Consider the following 24,395-nt stretch of genomic DNA (forward strand, 5'->3'; position numbering starts at 1 on the left):
GAGGTGGGACGACGAAATCGAATTCTAACGAATTACTGATTTCTGTCCCACTCTCTTTTTTAATCAAATTCATATTTTTGGAGAATCGTAGTGAGGATAAAGACTCCTGTAAAGATAGCCATCAATGCCAGATAAACTGGGAAAGTAGTGGCTGTAAGGAGGGAAATCTCGATCAAGTTTTTTAGCACGACCGCAGATGCGTAGAATCCTACTACAGAGAAGACGATGAGGAGGGCCCGCCAGATATTTAGTGGCAGGCAAGCACGGATAACGGATAGGAAACCGATGGATCCAAGTAAGTAGTAGGATACAGTAGACATATCGGCTGCAGACCAACCATGGCTTGCTCCCCAAAGGCGAATAAACAAGACACTAAAGACGACCATCAAGGCGCTTGGTAAGGCTAACAGAAGGGAACGTCTCAAGAAGTGTTTTTCAACCGGTTTGATATTGCGTTCAAAGGTCAACACAAATGGTGGGAATCCTTCGACGAATTGGTCGATCAGGGTGATTTGAATAGGAATGAAAGGGAAAATCAGCAAATAGTTGACGTTAAAGAAGAGAGCACTGGCGATACAGATGATAGCCAAGAGGAAGGAATAGATCGTTTTGATAAAGAAGATTGGAGCGATTCGTCCAATGTTATTCACCACACGACGGCCTTCAAAAAGAATTTCTGGAACGTCATTAAAGTCAGAGTTCAAAAGAACAATATTGGCAATTTGACGGGTTGCGGGATCTCCTTCAGCCATCACGATGGAGCAGTCTGCTTCGCGAAGAGCAAGAATATCATTGACCCCATCTCCTGTCATAGCAGTCGTCCGACCAGCTGCTTTCAAGGTTTGGATAAGCAGTTTTTTCTGGTGAGGAGACACGCGCCCAAAGATAGCTGTTTCTTCTGCTTGATCCACTAATTGATCATCAGAAATTTTTGAACAATCAATGTAGTCCTCAAAATTTTTGAAGCCAGCTTGTTGAGCGATATAAGAGACCGTCACAGGGTTGTCACCGGAGATGATTTTGAGATCCACTCCTTGAGAGCGCAAATACTCAAGAGTATCTGAAGCCCCTTCACGAATGGGGTCTGTAATCTCAATAACCGCAATCCCTTCAAGATTTTCAGGCAGATTCAATTCCTGCATGCTGATCAGTTCTGAACTATGAGCCAAGACGAGCACGCGTGATCCACGAGCTTGTGCTTCGACGACAGCAGCGGGATTTTCTTGAAGGAGCATTTCAGGAGCACCGAGAAAGACGGTTCCAAGGTTGGATAGGTGCATGGCTCCCCATTTCCGATCACTTGAGAAAGGAATAATGTTTTCCGCAGTATAAGCATGCTCCAACTCTCCATAAGCCTTTCGAATAGCTTGAGCAGTAGGATTGGTGTCCTCGCTATATTGCATGTAAGCAGAGAGGATGACCTGGATCGTCTGTTCAGAAAAATGATCAGATAAGCTATGGAGAGATTCAACTGTCATCTTCCCTTGAGTGATGGTACCTGTCTTATCAAGACACAAGGTATCCACACGCGCCAGGGTTTCTACTGAGTACATTTCTTGGACAAGAACCTTGCGCATACCGAGCTTAATCACCGCTGTCAAAAGAGATGTAACTGTCAGTAAAGCGATTCCCTTTGGCAACATTCCCAAGAGAGCTGTTGAAGAATTCACTACAGAATCCTTGATCGGTAGCATCTTGATCAACAGTGCTTCAAAGAAGAGGGCAAGGCCAAATGGGATGATAATTTTACCAGTGAAGCTAGAAATTTTCGCTAAGTTATAAAGAATACGCGAATTGATAGGCTTCAAGGTCTTGGCTTCAATCATCAGTTTGTTGGCATAGTTGTTTGCTCCAACTCGCTTGACACGGGCATAGACTTGGCCACTGGCAATATAACTACCAGAAAGCAGTTCATCGCCAACTTCTTTTAAGACCAGATCACTCTCACCAGTCAGCATAGCCTCATTGGCTTCTGCAATACCGGACATGACTTCGGCATCACTAGGGATCTGCTCACCCGAAGATAAGAGCATTAAATCACCTAGAACAAGCTTTTCTGGTGGAATCGCATCTTTTTCCCCGTCACGAATGACAGTCACTAGCTCTCGACTCATGAGGTTGAGCTTATCAATCATCCGCTTGGCGCGCATCTCGGTCATGATCCCTGTAATGGCATTGAAGCAAATGACTGCGAAAAAGATCATATTGCTCCAGGCCTGTACAGCAGCCAAGGCCACAGCAATCACAAAGTTTAAGGTATTAAACAAGGTGAAGACGTTGCGCTTGATAATTTGCCAGGTGCTGGTACTTGTATTCGTTGTAAAATCATTGGTTTGTCCGCGATCCATTTTCTTGCGGACTTCACTGAGGGACAAGCCCTTTAAATCAATAGTTTCCATAGACAATATGATATCATTTTTTTGAGAAAAAGACTATCTAGAATCGGTCCGCTGAGACAATTTTTATCTAAAAAAGGTTTGCGGTCAAAATCAGGATACGGTATAATAAGAAAGAACCTTTTACAGGATGAAATATCTTGTAGAGAGACGAATGAAATGGATTTGAGGAACAACTATGTTTTATACCTATTTACGTGGCCTTGTTGCCTTTATTCTGTGGGTTTTAAATGGGAATGCCCATTACCATCATAAGGACAATATTCCAGATCGAGAAGAGAACTACATCTTGGTATCCCCTCACCGAACTTGGTGGGATCCAGTCTATATGGCCTTTGCGACCAAGCCAAAGCAATTTATCTTTATGGCGAAAAAAGAGCTCTTCACCAATCGTATTTTTGGCTGGTGGATTCGCATGTGTGGGGCTTTTCCGATCGACCGTGAAAATCCAGGAGCAGAAGCCATTAAGTATCCTGTCAATATGTTGAAAAAGAGCAACCGTTCCTTGATTATGTTCCCAAGTGGAAGCCGTCATTCTCAAGACGTCAAAGGCGGTGTTGCCATCATTGCCAAAATGGCAAAGGTCCGTATCATGCCAGTGACTTATACTGGTCCAAGAGACTTGAAAGGGTTGGCAACGGGTGAACGCATTGATATGAACTTTGGACATCCCATTGATATTTCGGATATTAAAAAGATGAATGACGAAGGAGTGGCAGAAGTTGCCCGCCGTATCCAAGAGGAGTTTGATCGCTTGGATGCGGAAGCACAAGCGATCAACACCCCAACAAAACCTTCTATCTTGATTCGTTTGTTAAAAATCCTTTTGATTCCCCTTGTCTTAGTCGTTGGCATCTTGACCTTGATCTTTAGTTACCTAGCAAGCTTTGTATGGAATCCAGACAAACATCGGAAAAACAAGTAAAAAAACTGAGAGTTTTGCTCAGTTTTTTTTATTTTTACGAATAATAAAAGTGAGAGGAGGTTTCTTATGGAGGATATCATCGAAAAAATCAAAGAATATAAGCTCTTTTTAGCTCTTACTGCTATCGGACTCTTACTTGGAGGGTATTTTCTTTTTCATCGACCTCAGTCAAGTGCATCCACCATACCGGATTTTTATCAGTCTTCTAGTTCAACTTCGAGCAAAGAAAAGGTGCAGACCGCTAGTTCCAAAGAAGAAAAGACGGCGACTTCTGTGTCTGATGCACCCGAGATCATTACGGTCGATGTCAAAGGAGCCGTCAAACAACCAGGTGTCTATGAGTTGCGCTCAGATAGCAGAGTCCACGATGCTATTCATAAGGCGGGTGGGATGACAGCAGATGCCAATAGCCAATCGGTCAACTTGGCGCAAAAACTCTCCGATGAAGCAGTGATCTATGTTGCTAAAGAAGGAGAGGATGTTCCAGCACTTGGAAGTTCAGAAAGTCCTGAAACTTCGTCAGCGCCAGCAGAAAAAACAGGCAAGGTCCATTTAAATCGAGCGACCGAATCAGAGCTCCAGACAGTATCAGGCATTGGCCAGAAACGTGCCCAGGACATTATCGCCTATCGCGAGGCAAATGGTCCTTTTCGATCAGTGAATGATCTGAAGAATGTTTCAGGAATCGGAGAGAAAACACTGGAGAAACTAAGAGATGCTTTCACGGTGGATTAAAAACCTTCCTTTTTCGCTTATCCATCTCGCCTTTGTACTCCTATGGTTGTATTTTAGTGTTTATCAACCATCTTGGCTTTCGATCAGCGGTCTAGTAGTAGTGGGAATTTTAGCGGTTCATCACTATAAAGGGGAGCGCTCAAGTTTGCTAGGGCTTGCTTTAGCAACCCTTTGTTTTGCGGCCTTCTTTGTCTTTCAGCGACTACAGGATCATCCAGTACAAGCAGAAAGTCAGCCCCCATCCCACTTACGCCTGATTCCAGATACCATCAAGATCAATGGGGATGCCCTGTCTTTTCGTGCTAGAAATCAGGGAAGGACCTACCAAGTCTTCTACACTTTAAAATCAGAAAAAGAAAAACAGCATTGGCAAAGTCAAACCCACTTGCTGGAGTTGACATATAAAGGTGTTATAGAGGAACCAGAAGGGCAGCGAAATTTTAGAGGATTTGACTATCGGTCTTATTTGGAAACACAGGGGATTCACTATCAAATAAAAATTGAAGCGATCCAATCCGCGCTTCCTATACAGACTTGGAATGTTTTTGACTGGCTATCTCGATGGAGACGCCAAGCCATTGTTTGGAGCAAAGAGCACTTTCCGCAGCCGATGAACCAGTATATGACCGGCCTTCTTTTTGGCTATTTAGATACGGATTTTGAAGAGATGGACCAGCTTTACACGAGTTTAGGCATCATCCATTTATTCGCCTTATCTGGGATGCAGGTTGGCTTTTTCATCAATGGGATCCGGAAAGCTCTCTTACGTCTAGGAATCTTGCAAGAAACAGTTGATATCTGGATGGTTCCAATTTCTTTGGTCTATGCTGGCTTGACAGGTTTTTCAGTTTCAGTGGTTCGTAGTCTCTTGCAAAAGATCCTCTCTCAAAAGGGGATCCGAGGGATGGAGAATATGGCGATGACCTTGCTGCTTTTAATGTTTCTCATGCCCAAGTTTCTCCTGACAGCTGGAGGGGTCTTGAGTTGTGCCTATGCCTTTATTTTGACCTTGGTAGATACCAGTTCTTATTCAGGACTTAAAAAGATACTAGTGGAAAGTTTCTGGATTAGCCTGGGGATTTTGCCTCTTTTGACCTATTACTTTAGTGTCTTTCAACCCTGGTCACTCCCTTTAACCTTCCTCTTTTCTTTCTTATTTGACCTTGTCCTTCTTCCGGGTTTAACGGTGCTATTTATCTTATCGATTCTAAAGCCCCTTACCATTTTTAACAGTTTCTTTCTTCTTATAGAGGAGTGTATTCGTTGGATTTCAAAGCTCACGTCGCTACCTTTGGTATTCGGTCAGCCGACGGGACCAGCTCTGATCGCTCTCTTCCTTCTTTTAGGGATCTTGTATGATCTTCGAAAGAAAAAGAACTTTCGTTTTCTGGTAATAGGCATGATTCTACTCATCTTTTGTTGGACCAAACATCCTTTAGAAAATGAGATCACCATGGTGGATATCGGTCAAGGAGACAGTATCTTTTTACGCGATTGGAAAGGAAGAACCATATTAATTGATGTCGGAGGACGCGTCACTTTTAAAAGTGGAGACAAGTGGCAAGAGCGCAGTCAATCTGCTAATGCGGATCAAACCTTGATTCCATATCTCAAGAGTCGAGGTGTTGGAAAAATCGATGCGCTGGTCTTGACTCATACAGACCAGGACCATATGGGTGATATGGTGGAGGTCGCCAAACAAATCCCAGTTAAAAAAGTGTATGTCAGTCCAGGCAGTCTAACCAATTCTCAATTTCGAGAGAAATTGAAACAGCTTCATAGTCCGATTAAAGTAGTCCAGAGAGGGGATCGACTTCCTATTTTTGATCATCATCTAGAAGTCTTATCCCCTGATGAAGTGGGGGATGGTAAAAATGATGATTCGATTGTCCTCTATGGGCAGTTCTATCAGAAACGATTTTTGTTCACGGGTGATCTAGAAGAAGCTGGAGAGAAAAAACTATTGGAAAACGATCCACAATTACAAGTAGATGTCTTGAAAGTAGGCCACCACGGATCTAAAGGTTCCTCTAGTGATGTGTTTTTAGACCAGTTACATCCTCAGTTGGCCTTGATCTCTGTTGGAAAGAAAAATCGCTACCAGCATCCCCATAAAGAATTGCTCGATCGTCTAGAGGAACGCTCTATTTCTTATCTTCGTACCGATGAAAGAGGAGCAATTCGCTTGATTGGATGGGACCATTGGAGGGTAGAAACGGTCCGCTAGAGATGAGGAGAGGTTTGCTTTCTATGCTGAAAATTGCTATTATAGAAAGTGAAATCAATGTAAAGGTAGAATCGTATGAACGCATTTAAGCAATTTTGGATACAGTATGCAGATTTTTCAAGTAAGACCAGTCGGGCCCATTTTTGGCTAGCTTTTTTCTGGAATTCCCTGATTTCGTTGCCTCTTTGGGTCTTTTACATCGTGGCCTCATTATCTCATCAAAATGCTCAAGAAACGCTCAATTTTTCAACTGTTCATTCTAAGACAGGTTTATGGGCGCTCGCTTTCTTAGCATTCTTTTACTTCCTCATTTTAGTACCCAGTCAAGCCATTTGTGTACGTCGCTTGCGGGATGCTGGGATCCATTGGTCTTGGATCTTTTTGAACCTTGGTCCGGTTCTGCTCTATTTGTTGACGGGCCTAGATATTTTCCTATTTCTTTGGGTGATTACAGTTATTTCTCTATTGATTCTCATGATGCTTCCAGGGAAAAACACCTTCCCGCAACCAGTAGAAACTCCTATGGGAGTGGCTTCTGAACCACAAGTCACAACGACAGGGGGGAGCTTTGGAGGCAACTCGTTTGAGCAAATCCCTAATTTTGTAGCAGCACCTGATTTGTCTGATGAAAAACCACCATTGGAACAAAGAATGGCTGCTGAACACGAAATCCACTAAACTGATAAAGATAAGAGAGTTTCATGCAAGCAATTACCGACACTAAACATCTGACGGTTCAAACCCTGCCTCCTATTCTTGTCTTGACGGGCGAGGATGTAGGTCAATTTGAATGGTTAAAAAAAGAAATTTTAAAAAAAATAGGCTATGATCCCTCGGATTTGAATTATTCTTATTTTGATATGAAGGAAGCCTCCTATGCTGAAGTCGAGCTAGATTTGGTCAGTCTTCCCTTTTTTGCAGATGAAAAAATCGTGATTTTGGATCACTTATTGGATTTGACCACTGCCAAAAAACGCAATTTAACCGATGAAGATCTGAAGCAATTTGAAAACTACCTGGAAAATCCTTCTGAATCGACCCATTTGCTGATATTTGCAGAAGGGAAATTAGATAGTAAGCGTCGCTTGGTCAAACTCCTAAAACGGGATGCCCAAATCATTGAAGCGGCGACTCCTAAAGAGCAAGAGGTAAAGCGCTATTTTGCAAGCCAAGCCCAAGAATTGGGCCTGCAGTTTGTGGGCGATTCCTTGGACCAACTACTCTTAAAATCTGGCTATGATTTTGGAGAGTTACAGAAGAATCTCGCTCTTTTGCAGGCTTATAAAGAGGATGGTCAGATTACCCTCGAAGATATTGAGGAGGTTGTTCCCAAAACCTTGCAAGATAATATTTTTGATCTGACCCAAATGATTCTCAAACGCCAAATCGATCAAGCTCGGAATTTGGTGAAAGATCTCCGCTTACAAGGAGAAGATGAAATAAAATTGATTGCTATTCTGTTGAGTCAATTCCGAATGTTTTCTCAAGTAAAAATATTTTCAGAAGAAGGTCAATCCGAAAACCAAATCGTAGCGAGCTTGTCGGAGTTGTCAGGACGCAAGGTCAATCCATATCAGGTGAAGTTTGCCTTACGGGATAGCCGCAAACTTTCCCTGTCCTTTTTGAAGCAGGCCATGATGACCTTCATCGAGACGGATTATGCAATTAAAAGTGGAACGTATGATAAAGACTACTTATTTGATTTGGCACTTTTAAAAGTGGCAAATAGCGTCTAACGATGAATGAAATCGCAGGCAGATTAGTTGAATAATTTAGCTGTTTGTGTTATCATCAAGTCAGTAATAAAGAAAAGAGGACCATAAAATGGCTATCATTTTACCAGAATTACCATATGCTTATGATGCATTGGAACCTTATATCGATGAAGAAACCATGCATTTGCACCATGATAAACACCATCAAACATATGTAAACAATGTGAATGCAGCTCTTGAAAAACATCCTGAAATTGGAGAAGACCTTGAAAGCTTGTTAGCTGATGTTGAATCCATTCCAGCTGACATTCGCCAAGCTGTGATCAACAATGGTGGTGGTCATTTGAACCACGCTCTTTTCTGGGAATTGATGACTCCAGAACAAACAGCTCCTTCAGCAGAACTTGCTGCAGCGATTGATGCCACATTTGGTTCATTTGAAGACTTCAAAGCAGCCTTTACAGCAGCAGCAACGACACGTTTTGGTTCTGGCTGGGCATGGTTGGTTGTCAACAAAGAAGGTAAACTTGAAGTCACTTCAACAGCAAACCAAGATACACCAATCTCTGAAGGAAAAACACCAATCCTTGGTTTGGATGTTTGGGAACATGCCTACTACGTAAAATACCGTAACGTACGTCCTGACTACATCAAAGCTTTCTTCTCAGTGATCAACTGGAATAAAGTTAATGACTTGTTTGCAGCAGCAAAATAATAAAATGAAGGAATCTATTAGAGCGAGTATTGGCTCTTATAGATTTTTTTGTTTACATCCGAAAAATCGGAGTATAATTTCTTGCGTTTGGACAGGAAAATGATACACTAGTAGGAGTGTGTCTTACTTGTTAGAAGCCTGGTTTGAAGGGCCTAGGCAAGGAAAAGATAAACCTTAAAATGAAAACTGAAACATTCAGGGAGAAATGAAATGACTAGTATTACCATTACCAAAGGAACAGTTGAGACGCCTATCTATTTGCGGATGTTGAATCGTCATGGCTTAATTGCAGGAGCTACTGGGACAGGAAAAACGGTTACTCTCAAGGTTCTAACAGAAAAATTAAGCAAAGAAGGCATTCCGGTCTTTCTAGCTGATATCAAGGGAGATTTATCTGGCTTAGCCAAAGCCGGGCAATGGACACCAAAACTGGAAGAACGCTACAAGCTGCTTGGTATCACAGAGCCGTTTGAGCCACAAGCCTTCCCAGTTCGATTGTGGGATGTCTTTGGCCAAGCTGGTCATCCTGTTCGGGCGACTGTCGAAGGGATGGGCTCATTGCTTCTTTCTCGTTTGCTTGATTTGAATGAAACCCAATCAGGAATTCTTGCAATTGTCTTTAAAGTGGCCCAAGAGAAAGACTGGCCCTTGATTGATTTGAAGGACCTGCAAAGCCTTTTAAGGGAAGTTTATGAACACAGCTCAGACTATTCGGCCCAATATGGCAATATCACCAAACAATCTGTTGGAGCGATCCAAAGAAGTCTCTTGGTTCTTGAAGAAGAAGGAGCAGACCAGTTTTTCGGAGAGCCAGCACTTGATTTAAATGACTTCATGCAACTCGATGCATCTGGTCGTGGTTATATCAATATTCTTTCGGCTACAAAGCTTTTTCATTCACCAAAATTGTACTCAACCTTTTTGATTTGGATGCTGTCTCGTCTCTTTGAAACACTTCCAGAGGTTGGGGATCCTGAAAAGCCAAAACTGGTCTTCTTCTTTGATGAAGCTCATCTCCTATTTAAGGATGCAAGCAAGCTCTTTCTTGAGAAGGTCGAGCAAGTGGTACGACTGATTCGTTCTAAGGGTGTAGGGATTTACTTTATTACCCAAAATCCTCAAGATCTCCCAGAATCTGTTTTGGCACAGCTTGGAAATCGTGTTCAGCATGCACTTCGAGCTTATACACCAAAAGAAATGAAGGCGATTAAGGTTGCTGCCCAAAGTTTTCGTCCGAATCCAGACTTTGATACAGAAACAGTAATCACAGAATTAGGGACAGGGGAAGCCTTGGTTTCTTTCCTGAATGAAAAGGGACAGCCTAGTGTGGTTGAGCGTGCTTATATTCTCTCTCCTCAATCGAGTTTTGACCTCTTAAATGAGAGTGAACAATTGGCCTTGATCACAACATCGCCTTTCCATCAAAAGTATGCGACGACGATTGATCGGGAATCTGCCTATGAAAAATTAGCAGCTAAAGCAAGCAAGGAAGTACAAGAAAAAGAGCAAAAAGAAGCAGAAAAGGAAGAGGCTGCAGCAGATAAGGCGGCTCAAAAACGTAGTCCAGGTCGTCCAAGAAAATCTAGTCTTGAAAAGGCAAAAGATTCCTTCTTGAGTTCCTTATTCCGAACGATTGCGCGTGAGATCGCTAAGCTGATTATGGGCTCCTTTAAACGGAAATGACAGTCTAGAGGTAGCGTAAAAAGGTATTTAAGGAGAAATCGTTTTCCTCACCTGATATGCCTTGTTATTTTTTGTAGAATCTTTTATAATAAAACTTATATGAAAAACTATTTGAAGCTACGCTCGATCATGATTGCGATCAGTATTATATTGTGCATAGCGGGAACGGGTACACTGGGCTACTTGCATGTTACGCAACCAACAGCATCAGCAATCGACAAAAAAGCAAAGAAAACAAAAGAAGCAAAAGAACAAGATATCGAAAAGTCTACCCCTGAGACAAAAAAGCCACGTATCAAATCTCCTGAAGCCAAGCAAGCGGTGCTAGATGCTGACAGGGAGACAATGAATGAGTATGGCTTAGTCTATGATTATGCTAATAAAGGTTTGGTAGAGGTTGTTCAGGATTTCCTAGCAGAAAGTGAAATTGATCCATCACAAGTTGCCTTCACTTATCGCAATGCCATTACAGGAGAGCAATTTGCCATGAATGATCTCCAACCAATGACTGGAGGAAGCACCTATAAGCTACCATTAAACATGTTGGTGGTGGATGAGGTCGCAAAAGGCAAACTCAATTTAACAGACCGGTTTGACATTACCAATACTTACTATGAATATGTAGGGGAGCATGACAATTACGTTGCTGCCTTCGATGGTGCCATGTCTATTCCTGATATGCAACGCTATTCATTGGTTTACTCTGAAAATACCCCTGCCTATGCCTTAGCAGATCGTTTAGGGGGAATGGAGCAAGCGCGTAAGTTATTCAGTCGCTATGGTCAATCCCGTTCACCAGAGGTTAAAACCTTTAGCGAAGATAATAAAACGACAACGGATTATTACATCCATGTCTTGGAATATCTTTGGAATCATCAAGAAAAATATGCAGATTTGCTGGAATTGATTGGGGAATCTTTCCCAGGCGAGTACTATAAGAAATTCTTGCCAGACTTGGTGATCCAACAAAAACCAGGCTATGTGGCTGAAGCGCTCAATGTGGATGCCATTGTCCATGAATCGACTCCTTATTTAGTTGCCATCTATACTGCAGGCCTTGGAGGGACGACTCCAGAAAGTTCTGAAATCAGTGGTGTTGGTCTTTATCAATTGGGTCAATTGGCTTATGTTATTAATGAATGGCATCGCGTCAATATGAATGAATAATCGACAGAAGGTCTGAGTTATACTCAGGCCTTTTTTTCTAACAAAGTGTCATGACAATTACTTGGTGTTTCGAATTACTTTTCTGTTCGATAGAGACTTCTTTCCCTTTTCTATAAAAAGTATGTTATACTAATAATAGTAATAAGAGGAAGTATAGACATGATTACAAAGGAAGATTACCAGTTGCTTCGCTCGCATCCAGCCTTTTCTGCGCTACCAGTGGAGCTATTTGATAAATTAGCTGTTGAAATTCATGCCAGGGATATCCCTAAGGGACAAATTTTATTTTATGCAGGAGATAAGCGGGAGCGCATTTTTCTTCTGGCAAAAGGCTTTGCTCGTATTGAGCAATTTGATTCGTCTGACCAATTCTCCTATATGGATTATATAAAGAGGGGGGCTTTGTTCCCTTATGGTGGGATGTTCCAGGATGAGCGTTACCACTATACTGCTAGTGCGGTGACGGATTTGCGTTGTTTCGTGATCCCCGTTAATCTCTATGAATTATATGCCCAAGAGAGTAAGGAGCAGTTGCTCTTTATTATGAGAAAGCTCTCTTCCATCCTAGAATTTCAAGAGTTGCGCTTGCGCAATGTCGTGACAGCTAGTGCTAGTGAGCGCGTGATTCAATCCTTAGCCATTCTGTGCAAGGACTATGAAAGTCTAGGAAATCAACTTCCATTTCCAATTAGTATGAAGGAAATGGCTAAACTAGCAGCCACAACTCGAGAAACCGTCAATCAAGTTTTAAAGAAACTCATCGATTCTCATAAGGTCCAGTATGAGAGAAAACAACTAACTTTTCTAGATACAGCCTACTTTTTAAAGAGTTTTGAAGAGATCAACTAATTTGTTGATCTTTTTTATTTTTTTACAAAAAAATATATATTCATAAAAATAATATAAAAGGCAAAATATGCAAAGAAAACGCTTCATATTAACTAAAAAATAGGAAAGATTCAAAAAAATGCCAAATTCTTTGCGTTCAAAAAGCAGAATCCTTTGTGAAAGCGGTATCAATAAAGACTATAATAACAATTGTAATAAGCTTGTGAACAAGCTCAAAGAAAAAAGGAGGATGACAGATGTCAACTAAACCAATTCATGTTTTCTCAGAAATTGGAAAACTGAAAAAAGTAATGTTGCACCGTCCAGGTAAAGAGTTGGAAAACTTGATGCCTGACTATCTAGAGCGTCTTCTTTTTGATGATATTCCATTCTTGGAAGATGCACAAAAAGAACACGACAATTTTGCTCAAGCGCTTCGTAACGAAGGAATCGAAGTACTTTATCTTGAAAAATTGGCAGCTGAGTCATTGACTACTCCAGAAATTCGCGAACAATTCATCGAAGAATATCTTGATGAAGCAAACATTCGTGGTCGCCAAACTAAAAACGCTATTCGCGAAATCCTTCGTGGTATTGAAGACAACCAAGAATTGGTTGAAAAAACAATGGCTGGTTTCCAAAAAGCTGAGCTTCCAGAAATTCCAGAAGCTGACAAAGGCTTGACAGACCTTGTTGAATCTGACTACCCATTTGCGATTGATCCAATGCCAAACTTGTACTTCACACGTGACCCATTTGCTACAATTGGGAATGCAGTATCATTGAACCACATGTATGCTGATACACGTAACCGTGAAACTTTGTATGGTAAATACATCTTCAAATATCACCCAGTATATGGTGGTAATGTAGAATTGGTATACAACCGTGAAGAAGACACTCGTATCGAAGGTGGGGACGAATTGGTCCTTTCTAAAGATGTTTTGGCAGTTGGTATCTCACAACGTACAGATGCTGCATCAATTGAAAAATTGTTGGTAAACATCTTCAAGAAGAACGTTGGCTTCAAGAAAGTATTGGCTTTCGAATTTGCGAACAACCGTAAATTCATGCACTTGGATACAGTATTCACAATGGTGGACTACGATAAATTCACAATCCACCCAGAAATCCAAGGCAACCTTCGCGTCTTCTCTGTAACATATGAAAATGAAGCATTGAAGATTGTTGAAGAAAAAGGTGATTTGGCTGAATTGCTTGCTGAAAACCTTGGTGTTGAAAAAGTTACATTGATCCCTTGTGGTGATGGCAATGTGGTTGCAGCTGCTCGTGAACAATGGAACGACGGTTCTAATACTCTTACAATCGCACCTGGTGTGGTAGTTGTATACGATCGTAACACAGTTACAAACAAGAAATTAGAAGAATACGGACTTCGTTTGATTAAGATCCGCGGAAGTGAATTGGTTCGCGGTCGTGGTGGACCTCGTTGTATGTCAATGCCATTTGAACGTGAAGAAATCTAATAGAGAAGACCGGGAGCTGGTCTATAGAGATCAGCTCTTCCTTCTGACTGATCAATACTAGAAAGAAAATAGGAGACGAATAGAATGACAAATTCAGTGTTCCAAGGACGTAGCTTCTTGGCAGAAAAAGACTTTACACGCGCAGAGTTAGAATACCTCATCGGACTTTCAGCTCACTTGAAAGACCTTAAAAAACGCAACATTGAACACCACTATCTTGCTGGTAAAAACATTGCGCTTTTGTTTGAAAAAACTTCAACTCGTACTCGTGCTGCCTTCACAACAGCAGCTATCGACCTTGGTGCTCACCCAGAATACCTAGGTGCAAACGACATCCAACTTGGTAAAAAAGAATCTACAGAAGATACTGCTAAAGTTCTTGGACGTATGTTTGACGGTATTGAATTCCGTGGTTTCAGCCAACGTATGGTTGAAGAATTGGCTGAATTCTCAGGTGTTCCAGTATGGAATGGTTTGACTGACGAATGGCACCCAACTCAAATGCTTGCAGACTACTTGACAGTTCAAGAAAACTTTGGACGTTTGGAGGGTTTGACACTTGTATACTGTGGTGATGGACGTAACAACGTTGCGAACAGCCTTCTTGTAACAGGTGCTATCCTTGGAGTGAACGTACACATCTTCTCACCAAAAGAACTCTTCCCAGAAAAAGAAATCGTTGAATTGGCAGAAGGATTTGCAAAAGAAAGTGGCGCTCATATCTTAATCACTGAAGATGCTGACGAAGCTGTGAAAGGTGCAGATGTACTTTACACTGACGTTTGGGTATCAATGGGTGAAGAAGACAAATTTGCAGAACGTGTTGCCCTTTTGAAACCTTACCAAGTAAATATGGATTTGATTAAGAAAGCTGATAATGAAGACTTGATCTTCTTGCACTGCTTGCCAGCCTTCCACGATACAAATACTGTTTACGGTAAAGATGTAGCTGAAAAATTCGGCGTAGAAGAAATGGAAGTTACTGACGAAGTGTTCCGTAGCAAATATGCTCGTCACTTTGACCAAGCTGAAAACCGTATGCACACCATCAAAGCGGTTATGGCAGCGACTCTTGGTAACTTGTACATTCCAAAAGTTTAAGACTTTATAACCGTATACCAACAGCTATAGGGGCTGGACTGCTAGCTTTAGTCCTGCCCCTATTTTTTATAGAAAGGGAAAACTTATGTCAAGAAAAATCGTCGTTGCTTTGGGAGGAAATGCTATTCTATCATCTGATCCTTCTGCTCAAGCTCAACAAGAAGCGCTTGTAGAAACAGCAAAACACTTAGTCAAATTAATTAAAAATGGGGATGACTTGATCATCACTCACGGAAATGGTCCTCAAGTAGGGAACCTCTTGCTCCAACACTTGGCAGCAAACTCTGAAAAGAACCCTGCTTTCCCACTTGATTCATTAGTTGCTATGACTGAAGGAAGCATTGGCTACTGGCTTCAAAATGCTCTTCAAAATGCTCTTCTTGAAGAAGGAATCGAAAAAGACGTGGCTTCTGTTGTGACACAAGTCGTTGTTGATAAGAACGACCCAGCTTTTGTCAACCTCAGCAAACCAATTGGTCCATTCTACTCAGAAGAAGAAGCAAAAGCAGAAGCTGAAAAATCAGGAGCAACTTTCAAAGAAGATGCTGGTCGTGGCTGGCGTAAAGTTGTGGCTTCACCAAAACCAGTGGATATCAAAGAAATCAATACCATTCGCACTTTGTTGAACGACGGTCAAGTCGTTGTAGCTGCCGGTGGTGGTGGTATCCCAGTTGTGAAAGAAGCAGATGGTAGTTTATCTGGTGTTGAAGCTGTCATCGATAAAGACTTTGCATCTCAACGTTTGGCTGAATTAGTAGAAGCAGACCTCTTCATCGTCTTGACTGGTGTCGATTATGTCTTTGTGAACTACAACAAACCAGATCAAGCAAAATTGGAACATGTTAATGTGGCTCAATTGGAAGAATATATCAAACAAGACCAATTTGCACCAGGAAGCATGCTTCCTAAGGTAGAAGCTGCCATTGCCTTCGTCAATGGTCGCCCGGAAGGAAAAGCAGTTATTACATCCCTTGAAAACCTTGGAGCTTTGATTGAGTCTGAAAGTGGAACAATCATCCAAAAAGACTAATGAAAAATTAGGAAAAAACTAGTATTTTAAAGCTTATTGTGATAGAATAAGTCTATAGGTAAGCGTTTTACAAGAGACTCTTGTAAAACATCACTCACACTTTGTTGCGTTAGGAGGAAGACAAATGAGTGAAAAAACGAAAAAAGGATTTAAGATGCCTTCATCTTTTTCCGTATTGTTAATTATCATTGCCATTATGGCAGTGTTAACTTGGATCATTCCAGCTGGTCAATACAAGGTTGATAAAGCTGGTGCCATCATCGCAGGTAGTTATGAATCTGTGAAACAAAATCCTCAAGGGATTTGGGATGTCTTGATGGCTCCGATCAATGCCATGCTTGGTAAAGCACCAACTAGTGCAGCGATTGACGTAGCCTTCTTCATCTTGATGGTCGGTGGTTTCCTTGGAGTTGTGAACGAAACAGGTACCCTTGATGTAGGGATTGCTTCTATCGTTCGTAAATACAAAGGCCGCGAAAAAATGTTGATCTTGATCTTGATGCCATTGTTTGCCCTTGGTGGGACAACTTATGGTATGGGTGAAGAAACCATGGCCTTCTATCCACTTCTTGTACCTGTTATGATGTCCGTTGGTTTTGACAGCTTAACAGGGGTAGCCATTATCCTTTTAGGATCACAAATCGGATGTTTGGCGTCAACATTGAACCCATTTGCAACAGTTATCGCTTCTGACACTGCAGGTATCTCAAGTGCCTCAGGTCTCTTGCTCCGTGTAATCTTCTGGATTGTCTTGACAGCCCTTAGCACATACTATGTATATCGTTATGCAGATAAGGTTCAAAAAGACCCAACCAAATCTCTCACCTATGCAACTCGTGAAGAAGATTTGAAACACTTCAACGTTGATAGTGGCGAAGAAATTCCTTCACAAATGAACAAGAAACAAAAACGTGTCTTGCTCGTCTTCATTTCAACATTCGTTATCATGGTTGCTGGATTTATCCCATTCAAAGATTTGGGTATTACATTCTTTGAAAACTTTAACGAATCTCTCCATAAAGTTCCAGTGCTTGGTCAATTGATCGGTAACACAGATGCTCTTGGTACATGGTACTTCCCTCAAACAGCTATGCTCTTTGCCTTTATGGGAATCCTTGTTGGTATCATTTATGGCTTGAAAGAAGATAAAATCATTTCATCCTTCATGAATGGTGCAGCTGACCTCTTGAGTGTTGCTCTTATCGTAGCGGTAGCACGTGGTATCCAAGTCATCATGAACGACGGTATGATCACTGCGACAATTCTTCACTGGGGTGAAGAAGGACTTAAAGGTCTTTCATCTCAATTGTTCATTGTCTTGACTTACATTTTCTACTTGCCAATGTCATTCTTGATCCCATCATCGTCTGGTCTTGCCAGCGCAACAATGGGTATCATGGCACCTCTTGGTAAATTCGTCAATGTACCAGGTAGCTTGATTGTCACAGCTTACCAATCTGCATCTGGTGTCTTGAACTTAATCGCACCAACTTCAGGTATCGTAATGGGGGCTCTTGCTCTTGGACGTATTGACTTGAGTGCATGGTGGAAATTCATGGGTAAATTGGTCGTAGCGATTGTTGTGATCACCATTGCCCTTCTTCTACTAGGAACAATGGTTCCATTCTTGCAATAGCATAAAGTAGGTGTTTCATGAAAAATAGAATAAAGGACGATGTAAAAGAGCAGTTTTTAAACTCGCTCCAAACCATCATTTCTTACCCTTCTGTATTAAATGAAGGGGAAAATGGAACACCGTTTGGACAAGCTATCCAAGATGTCCTAGAAAAAACCTTAGAGCTTGCTCGAGAATTAGGTTTTCAAACATATATAGATCCTGAAGGATACTATGGATATGCAGAGATCGGTCAGGGGGAAGAACTCCTGGCCGTTCTTTGTCACTTGGATGTTGTTCCAGCCGGTGATTTACAAGATTGGCAAACGCCACCTTTTGAAGCGACTGTTATAGGTGACTATCTAGTAGGTCGCGGTGTGCAGGATGACAAGGGGCCGTCCCTCGCTGCCCTTTATGCAGTTAAGAGTTTGCTGGATGATGGTATCCAGTTTACCAAACGAATCCGCTTTATCTTTGGAACGGATGAAGAAACCTTGTGGCGCTGTATGAATCGCTACAACCAAATCGAAGAGCAAGCAAATCTTGGATTTGCACCGGATTCCTCTTTCCCATTAACCTATGCTGAAAAAGGCTTATTACAAGTGAAATTGCATGGTCCAGGTTGGGACGATCTTCCCTTACAGGCTGGTCAGGCCCTCAATGTTGTTCCAGACAAGGCGACTTATGCTGGTCATCGTTTGGAAGAGTTGCTTCCTGTTTTGGATCAAAGTGGGGTTCAGTATAGCCAAACAGAAGATTCTGTAACAGTTTTGGGTGTTTCCAAGCACTCTAAAGATGCAGCTGAAGGAGTGAATGCCATTGTCGGTTTAGCGGAAAGTTTATCCCTCATCCAACCCCACCCAGCCTTGCTCTTTATCGCAGATGCTGTTGGTGAGGATGCAACGGGAGAAGCTCTATTTGGCAGAATTACAGATGAACCAAGTGGCGATCTTTCCTTCAATCTTGCGACCCTTGTCATCGATCAAGAACAATCGGAAATCGGGATTGATATCCGGATCCCCGTCTTAGCAGACAAGGATGCCTTAGTAGCTCGTTTGCGAGAAATTGCAGCTAGTTATCAGTTGTCATATGAAGAGTTTGATTATTTGGCTCCTTTATATGTTCCTTTGGATAGTCCTTTAGTCAGCTCTTTGATGGCAGTCTATCAGGAAGAAACTGGTGATAAGACGCCAGCCATGTCTTCTGGTGGTGCGACATTTGCGCGGACCATGGAAAATTGTGTCGCTTTTGGGGCTCTTTTCCCAGGTGCAGAACAGACCGAGCACCAAGCCAATGAACGAGCAAAAATTGACGATCTCTATGCTGCGATGGAAATCTATCGAGAAGCCATTCAACGCTTAGCTACAACATAAAAAGTTTGGAAACTTGGTTTCCAAACTTTTTATTTACTAAAGAAGAAGGGTGGGGTGAATTCTTTTAATTTTTCGAAACAATCCAAAGCTCCTTGATTGTCTTCGCAGATAACCAAACAGACATCGTCTCCACAGATGGTGGCTACAATTTCTTGGAGTTCCAATGCATCTAAGATAGCTCCAAAGGATTGGGCAAGACCTGGAAGAGTTTTTACAACGACCTGGTTTTGAACGGGCCGCAACATGACTAAGGCATCTTCCATATACATCCGCAGTCGCTTTTCCCAACGGGAAGGAGCGATGGTGTTCATGGCATAGTAGGAACTATCCCCCTCGTTAATTTTTACTAGATTCAAGGATTTGACATCCCGTGAAAGGGTGGACTGGGTAACGAGAACGCCATTGGCCTCTAAGGCTTCTTGAAGTTCTTGTTGGGTATGAATCCTACGCTCAGAAATAATAGAGCGGATCAAGCGGTGGCGGCTTTCAATTTTATTCATGAGTGACTCCTTTACTTGATGAACAGAGCATCCCCAAAACTGAAGAACCGGTAGCGTTCCTGAATAGCATGGTGGTATGCTTCTAGGGTTAATTCACGGCCAGCAAAGGCAGAAACCAACATGACCAGAGTTGATTTTGGAAGGTGGAAGTTGGTTGAAAAGGCATCGACGACTTTCCATTCATAACCTGGTTTGATAAAAATATTAGTCCAACCTGAATCGGCCTGGATGTCTCCATCAAATTTGTTACCAATCGTTTCAAGGGTCCGAATAGAAGTCGTTCCGACGGCTACGATACGTTTTCCTGCAGCTTTTACCTGCCGAAGGGTAGCAGCAGCCTCTTCAGAAAGTTGGTAAAATTCAGAGTGCATCTCATGGTCTTCAAGATTGTCCACAGATACTGGACGGAAGGTTCCTAGGCCCACATGAAGGGTCAAATAGACCAGGTGAACCCCTTTTGCTTCAATCTTTTGGAGCAATTCTTGGGTGAAATGAAGACCTGCCGTTGGAGCTGCAGCAGAACCATTTTCTTTGGCGTAAACGGTTTGGTAGCGTTCACGGTCAGCAAGCTTTTCATGAATATAGGGAGGAAGTGGCATTTCGCCAAGGCTTTCTAGAACTTCTAAAAAGATCCCTTGGTAATGGAAGCGTACGATGCGACCTCCGTGCTCTAATTCTTCCTCAACAGTTGCGGTCAAGCGACCATCTCCGAAGCTGACTGTGGCACCTACCTTTAAGCGTTTTGCAGGTTTTGCCAAGACTTCCCAACAGTCGTCTTGTGTATTCTTAAGGAGAAGGAATTCGACGTGACCACCTGTTTCAAGTTTGACTCCATGAAGGCGGGCAGGTAGAACACGCGTATTGTTCATGACAAGAGCATCTCCTGGCTCCAATTCATCTAAAATGGCATCAAAATGACGGTCTTGGAATTGCCCTGTTTTTCGATCGAGAATCAAGAGTTTAGAGGCATCTCGTTTTTCAAGAGGGGTTTGGGCAATCAGTTCTTCGGGCAAATCAAAGTCAAAGTCGTTGGTATTCATTTGCGCTCCTTTTATAATAAATTTGTGAGTAGATAGATGGTAGTCCCGACAGCTAAGAGTATCAGGCAGATTCCCATCAAAAAGATCAGGACCTTGAGAATCTTTCTTTGATGAATCAAGAAAGATAAGAGAAAGACAAGGAGTCCGATCAAAAAAATGATGAATAATAGTGATACAATCATACCTTCCATTATATCACGAATCGACTTGAAAATGAAAAAAACGCCAGAAAAAGATAGCGGTTTCACTTGACAAAAATTGGTCTATACCATATAATAAAAGCATAGAGAAATAGGAGGACTATCCAATGAAAATTATTGAAGTAAAGGACCAAATTGAGGGTGGAAAAGTTGCCTTTGATATATTGAAAGAAACATTACAGAAAGGTGCTCAAACCTTAGGTCTTGCGACTGGAAGCAGTCCCCTTGAGTTTTATAAACAAATTCGTGAAAGTGATTTGGATCTGTCTAACCTAATTAGTGTTAACTTAGATGAATACGTAGGGTTGACGGGAGATGATCCTCAATCTTATCGTTATTTCATGGAGAAGAATCTCTTTGATGCCAAACCATTCAAAGAAAGTTTTCTCCCATCAGGTGTAGAAGAATCTGCCGATCAGGAAGTCATCCGCTATAACAAAATACTCGAAGACCATCCAGTGGACCTCCAAATCTTAGGTATTGGGCGCAATGGACATATCGGTTTTAATGAGCCAGGAACATCCTTTGACAGTCAGACCCACTTAGTTCAGTTGGATGACTCTACGATTGAAGCCAATTCTCGTTTCTTTGATAAGATCGAAGATGTACCAACTCAAGCCATTTCGATGGGGATTGCCAATATCTTAGCTGCGAAATCAATTGTTTTGTTTGCTTATGGGGAATCAAAAGCCCAAGCGATCAAAGGTACGGTAGAAGGTGAAAGGACAGAAAAAGTGCCAGCTAGTGCCCTTCAAGGACATCCAAATGTGACCATTATTGCGGATAAGGAAGCCTTGAGCTTGTTAAGTCGATAAAAAAAGGACCTATCGCCGATTTATTCGGGTCAGATAGGTTTTTTTCTGCTTTAAAGTATGGTACAATACAAGTAATTATCTGCTGGGATTAGCTCTTTTCATCTACTGGGAGACAAGAGGAAAGGGCATGAGGGCTAGAAGCTTGTTTTAGCTCCCAGCTGAATAGTCTGTTATAAAGGAAAAGTTTATGATAAAAAAATATTTGATCCATATTTGCCTCCTTCTGAGTCTCTTGTGTCAGCCAATTCTAGCGAGTGCGGATGAATTGGTGGATATGGCGCAAAAGATGTATCCAAATGACAATGTCCAAGCCATTAACCGCCCGCATTCTTCGCTCATTATTGACGGAAATACGGGAAATGTTCTTTGGAAAGACAATATCGATGAACCCAGAGATCCTGCAAGCATGAGTAAGCTCATGACGCTCTATCTCTTGTTTGAAGATATGGCAAGTGGCAAGATCGGTAAGGATACAGTGATCAAGGCGACCGCTTCAGACCAAGCAATCGGAAAGATCTATGAGATCTCCAACAATAATATTGTTGCTGGGGTAGACTATACAATTCCGGAGTTGATTACCATGACAGTGGTTCCATCCTCAAATGTGTCGACCCTCATGTTGGCTAATCTCATGTCCAACAATGATCCAGATGCCTTTATCGAGCGCATGAATGCCAAGGCTAAGGAATTAGGGATGACCAATACGGTCTGGAATAACCCGAGTGGGGCAGCCATCTCCACCTTGCAAGGCTACTATCCGGTAAACAATTATCCAAATGACGCTGCTAACCAGACAACTGCGCGTGATTTAGGAATTCTGGTCTATCATTTTATCAATAAATACCCAGATATTTTAAACTATACCAATCAAGCACAAGTTACGGTCAAAAAAGGGACTCCGTATGAGGAAACCTTTGATACCTACAATTATTCATTGCCAGGAGCCAAGTATGCTTTGAAAGGTGTGGATGGTTTAAAAACTGGATCAAGTCCTCGTGGAGCCTTCAACTATATCGCGACCATCAAACGGGGCAATCAGCGCTTAATTGCTGTCATTATGGGCGTAGGAGATTGGGCAGATCAAGATGGGGAATACTACCGTCACCCGTTTGGAAATGCTTTGATCGAAAAAGCCTATAAAGATTTTGGCTATAAAAAATTGTTGGATGCAGGTGTCCAGAAGATCGACGGCAAGACCTATAGACTCGAAAAACCCTTCTATGCAACGGTCAAAAAAGGTGCTAAAGAACCGACCCTTGCGGTAAAAGATGGGTATTTGACAGTGGATAACGATCTCTATACTTTGTCTGAAGGAATCCGAGATGACATGAAGGTGGAAGAAGGAGCCAAACCAGAACTTGTCAAAGAAACGGCAAGTGGGAAAAAGACAACGTCTAAGCACAGTAAATGGCTTTCGCTGGATCACTTCCTGATTTTAATTCCGATTCTCATTCTTGTCATCATTCTCTCGATTGAAAAACAAAGTCGAGATCGACGCAAAAGAGACGCCCAAAAGCGATATAATATAGATTAAGAATAAAACCTAACTGAATGTCGGTTGGGTTTTGTCATTGTTCCATTATGATACTTTTAGAAAGGATGTAAATGAAAAAATTCCGAAATTCTTATGCGGCTTATATGCTGCTCTATAGTTTTTATTTTATGTCCACTTCCCTCTTTACGACCCTCATTTCCGTCTATTTGATGGGAAAGCACTATAGTGCAACCCAAGTGTCGACCTTGGTATCGGTTGCCTTTTTCTTATCTATGGTAGCACAACCCTTCTTTGGGTATATCAATGAACGATTTGGGATCGTAAAAATGACGACCCTCAGTCTGAGTGTGATCATTGGTGGTGTCTTCGGTTTTCTTTGGGCACCTAATCTCTTTTGGTTGACAGTTTTTTATGGAATTGTTCTAGTCTGTTTGAATGGGACAGCTCCCATGATGGAAGTTTTTGCAACGCAAAGTCCATACGCTTTTGGGAAGATTCGCGTTTGGGGAACCATTGGCTATTCGGTCGGTGTCCAAATAGCCGGCTGGGTCTATCATCAGTTTAGCCCCCAAGCTGTCTATTATACAGTTTTGATCACCATTGTACTCAGCATTTTCTGTCTAAGTGCCGTTCGGATGAAGACAAGAGAGAAAAAAGAAGAAAAGGTTAAAGAGCCGGTTTCTATTCGCCCCCTTCTTCACAATGTGCCTTACCTCTTCTTTATCATTTTGATTGGCTTGGCTTCAGGTGTTGGAAATATTGGTCATACCTATATTCCTGAGTTGCTGATGGATAGTGGTTTACCAGTTCATATTGCCTCAACAGTTGTGGCTATCTCGGTCGTAGTGGAAGCTCCCTTGATTTTTTTCTCTGATCGATTCATGGACCACTGGCCTTTACGGGTTTTGATCGCTCTACCAATCGGGATTCTTTTCGCTCAATATGCTGTCTATGCTCTTCCAAGTCCTGTCTTCTTAAAAGTGCTAATGACTCTCTTAGCTAAGCACACGACAGGGATGGTTTTAATTATGGTTTCCTTACGGTTTATCGCCCAACAGGTGAATGGCAAAGACTTGGTTCTTGCCATGGCCATTGTCCAAGGAGCTCGTTATTTAGGAACCATTCTTTTACAACCCCTCGCAGCCCTCTGTATTGAAAAAGGTGGTTATCAAGTCATGAGTTTCTTTTTAGCAGGTGTTGTAGGGATCGTCTTTTTGCTGAGCTTTGCCTTAAAAATGCCCCAAGGAAAGGCCCACGGTCTTTTTGGTGGAAAAGTAGACTAATGAAATTGTTACAATTGTATGACTAATAATCCAGGAGTTGGACAGAAATATTGATTTCACAGTAT

General features: G+C 41.9%; 20 protein-coding genes. 17 read left to right on the forward strand and 3 right to left on the reverse strand.

The window, feature by feature from the left end:
* Nucleotides 1-59 precede the first annotated feature (59 nt).
* Nucleotides 60-2,399: a cation-translocating P-type ATPase gene (locus tag O3602_RS03550; protein ID WP_371611160.1), complete on the reverse strand. Its 2,340-nt coding sequence runs from the start codon at nt 2,397-2,399 to the stop codon at nt 60-62.
* A gap of 175 nt (nt 2,400-2,574) precedes the next feature.
* Here O3602_RS03550 and O3602_RS03555 point away from each other — a divergent pair, with 175 nt between their 5' ends.
* The 14 genes from O3602_RS03555 to O3602_RS03620 all read left to right on the forward strand — a co-directional run bounded on the left by O3602_RS03555 (nt 2,575) and on the right by O3602_RS03620 (nt 18,997).
* Nucleotides 2,575-3,321: a 1-acyl-sn-glycerol-3-phosphate acyltransferase gene (locus tag O3602_RS03555; protein ID WP_270298746.1), complete on the forward strand. Its 747-nt coding sequence runs from the start codon at nt 2,575-2,577 to the stop codon at nt 3,319-3,321.
* Between the two features lie 66 nt (nt 3,322-3,387).
* Entirely contained in the window at nt 3,388-4,056 is a 669-nt protein-coding gene (locus O3602_RS03560; RefSeq protein ID WP_270298744.1) for a helix-hairpin-helix domain-containing protein, read from the forward strand.
* Nucleotides 4,037-6,283, forward strand: coding sequence for a DNA internalization-related competence protein ComEC/Rec2 (locus O3602_RS03565; protein WP_270298742.1), 2,247 nt, complete (start codon nt 4,037-4,039; stop codon nt 6,281-6,283). The genes O3602_RS03560 and O3602_RS03565 overlap by 20 nt, the downstream gene beginning before the upstream one ends.
* A 75-nt stretch (nt 6,284-6,358) precedes the next feature.
* Complete coding sequence (locus O3602_RS03570) at nt 6,359-6,961, forward strand: DUF805 domain-containing protein (protein WP_371611161.1); 603 nt, start codon at nt 6,359-6,361, stop codon at nt 6,959-6,961.
* 23 nt (nt 6,962-6,984) lie between these two features.
* Nucleotides 6,985-8,019, forward strand: coding sequence for a DNA polymerase III subunit delta (holA, locus tag O3602_RS03575; protein WP_371611162.1), 1,035 nt, complete (start codon nt 6,985-6,987; stop codon nt 8,017-8,019).
* An 88-nt stretch (nt 8,020-8,107) separates the two neighbouring features.
* The gene (gene sodA, locus O3602_RS03580) at nt 8,108-8,713 is read left to right on the forward strand and encodes a superoxide dismutase SodA (RefSeq protein ID WP_195529528.1); all 606 of its coding nucleotides are present in this window, start codon (nt 8,108-8,110) and stop codon (nt 8,711-8,713) included.
* A 210-nt stretch (nt 8,714-8,923) separates the two neighbouring features.
* Entirely contained in the window at nt 8,924-10,396 is a 1,473-nt protein-coding gene (locus tag O3602_RS03585; protein WP_003011545.1) for a helicase HerA-like domain-containing protein, read from the forward strand.
* Between the two features lie 99 nt (nt 10,397-10,495).
* Entirely contained in the window at nt 10,496-11,563 is a 1,068-nt protein-coding gene (locus O3602_RS03590) for a serine hydrolase (protein WP_151378889.1), read from the forward strand.
* 159 nt (nt 11,564-11,722) lie between these two features.
* Nucleotides 11,723-12,412 (forward strand): Crp/Fnr family transcriptional regulator, encoded by a 690-nt coding sequence (locus tag O3602_RS03595; protein ID WP_270298734.1) that lies wholly within the window; start codon nt 11,723-11,725, stop codon nt 12,410-12,412.
* Between the two features lie 236 nt (nt 12,413-12,648).
* Nucleotides 12,649-13,878 (forward strand): arginine deiminase, encoded by a 1,230-nt coding sequence (gene arcA, locus O3602_RS03600; protein ID WP_003002445.1) that lies wholly within the window; start codon nt 12,649-12,651, stop codon nt 13,876-13,878.
* 84 nt (nt 13,879-13,962) lie between these two features.
* Nucleotides 13,963-14,979: an ornithine carbamoyltransferase gene (gene argF, locus O3602_RS03605; RefSeq protein ID WP_003006350.1), complete on the forward strand. Its 1,017-nt coding sequence runs from the start codon at nt 13,963-13,965 to the stop codon at nt 14,977-14,979.
* An 85-nt stretch (nt 14,980-15,064) separates the two neighbouring features.
* Nucleotides 15,065-16,009, forward strand: a complete 945-nt coding sequence (gene arcC / locus O3602_RS03610) for a carbamate kinase (protein WP_003011576.1) — start codon at nt 15,065-15,067, stop codon at nt 16,007-16,009.
* Nucleotides 16,010-16,133: 124 nt separating this feature from the next.
* Nucleotides 16,134-17,645 (forward strand): YfcC family protein, encoded by a 1,512-nt coding sequence (locus tag O3602_RS03615; protein ID WP_003012149.1) that lies wholly within the window; start codon nt 16,134-16,136, stop codon nt 17,643-17,645.
* Nucleotides 17,646-17,662: 17 nt separating this feature from the next.
* Entirely contained in the window at nt 17,663-18,997 is a 1,335-nt protein-coding gene (locus O3602_RS03620) for a dipeptidase (RefSeq protein WP_151378887.1), read from the forward strand.
* A gap of 29 nt (nt 18,998-19,026) precedes the next feature.
* Here the strand turns inward: O3602_RS03620 and O3602_RS03625 are convergent, their stop codons facing one another.
* Together O3602_RS03625 and queA are read right to left on the reverse strand one after the other, a co-directional pair.
* Nucleotides 19,027-19,497 (reverse strand): arginine repressor, encoded by a 471-nt coding sequence (locus tag O3602_RS03625; protein ID WP_003006364.1) that lies wholly within the window; start codon nt 19,495-19,497, stop codon nt 19,027-19,029.
* Between the two features lie 11 nt (nt 19,498-19,508).
* Nucleotides 19,509-20,537, reverse strand: a complete 1,029-nt coding sequence (gene queA / locus O3602_RS03630) for a tRNA preQ1(34) S-adenosylmethionine ribosyltransferase-isomerase QueA (protein WP_371611163.1) — start codon at nt 20,535-20,537, stop codon at nt 19,509-19,511.
* A 307-nt stretch (nt 20,538-20,844) separates the two neighbouring features.
* Between queA and O3602_RS03635 the strand changes: the two genes are divergently transcribed.
* The 3 genes from O3602_RS03635 (at nt 20,845) to O3602_RS03645 (ending at nt 24,330) form a co-directional block, all read left to right on the forward strand.
* Entirely contained in the window at nt 20,845-21,552 is a 708-nt protein-coding gene (locus O3602_RS03635; RefSeq protein WP_151378885.1) for a glucosamine-6-phosphate deaminase, read from the forward strand.
* A 187-nt stretch (nt 21,553-21,739) separates the two neighbouring features.
* On the forward strand, nt 21,740-23,086 hold the full coding sequence (locus tag O3602_RS03640) for a DUF1958 domain-containing protein (protein ID WP_151378884.1): 1,347 nt from the start codon (nt 21,740-21,742) through the stop codon (nt 23,084-23,086).
* 71 nt (nt 23,087-23,157) lie between these two features.
* Complete coding sequence (locus tag O3602_RS03645; protein WP_003012272.1) at nt 23,158-24,330, forward strand: MFS transporter; 1,173 nt, start codon at nt 23,158-23,160, stop codon at nt 24,328-24,330.
* Nucleotides 24,331-24,395: the final 65 nt, after the last annotated feature.

It is taken from the genome of Streptococcus sp. 27098_8_186, from assembly GCF_041432055.1.
GTDB classification, from domain to species: Bacteria; Bacillota; Bacilli; order Lactobacillales; family Streptococcaceae; genus Streptococcus; species Streptococcus dentalis.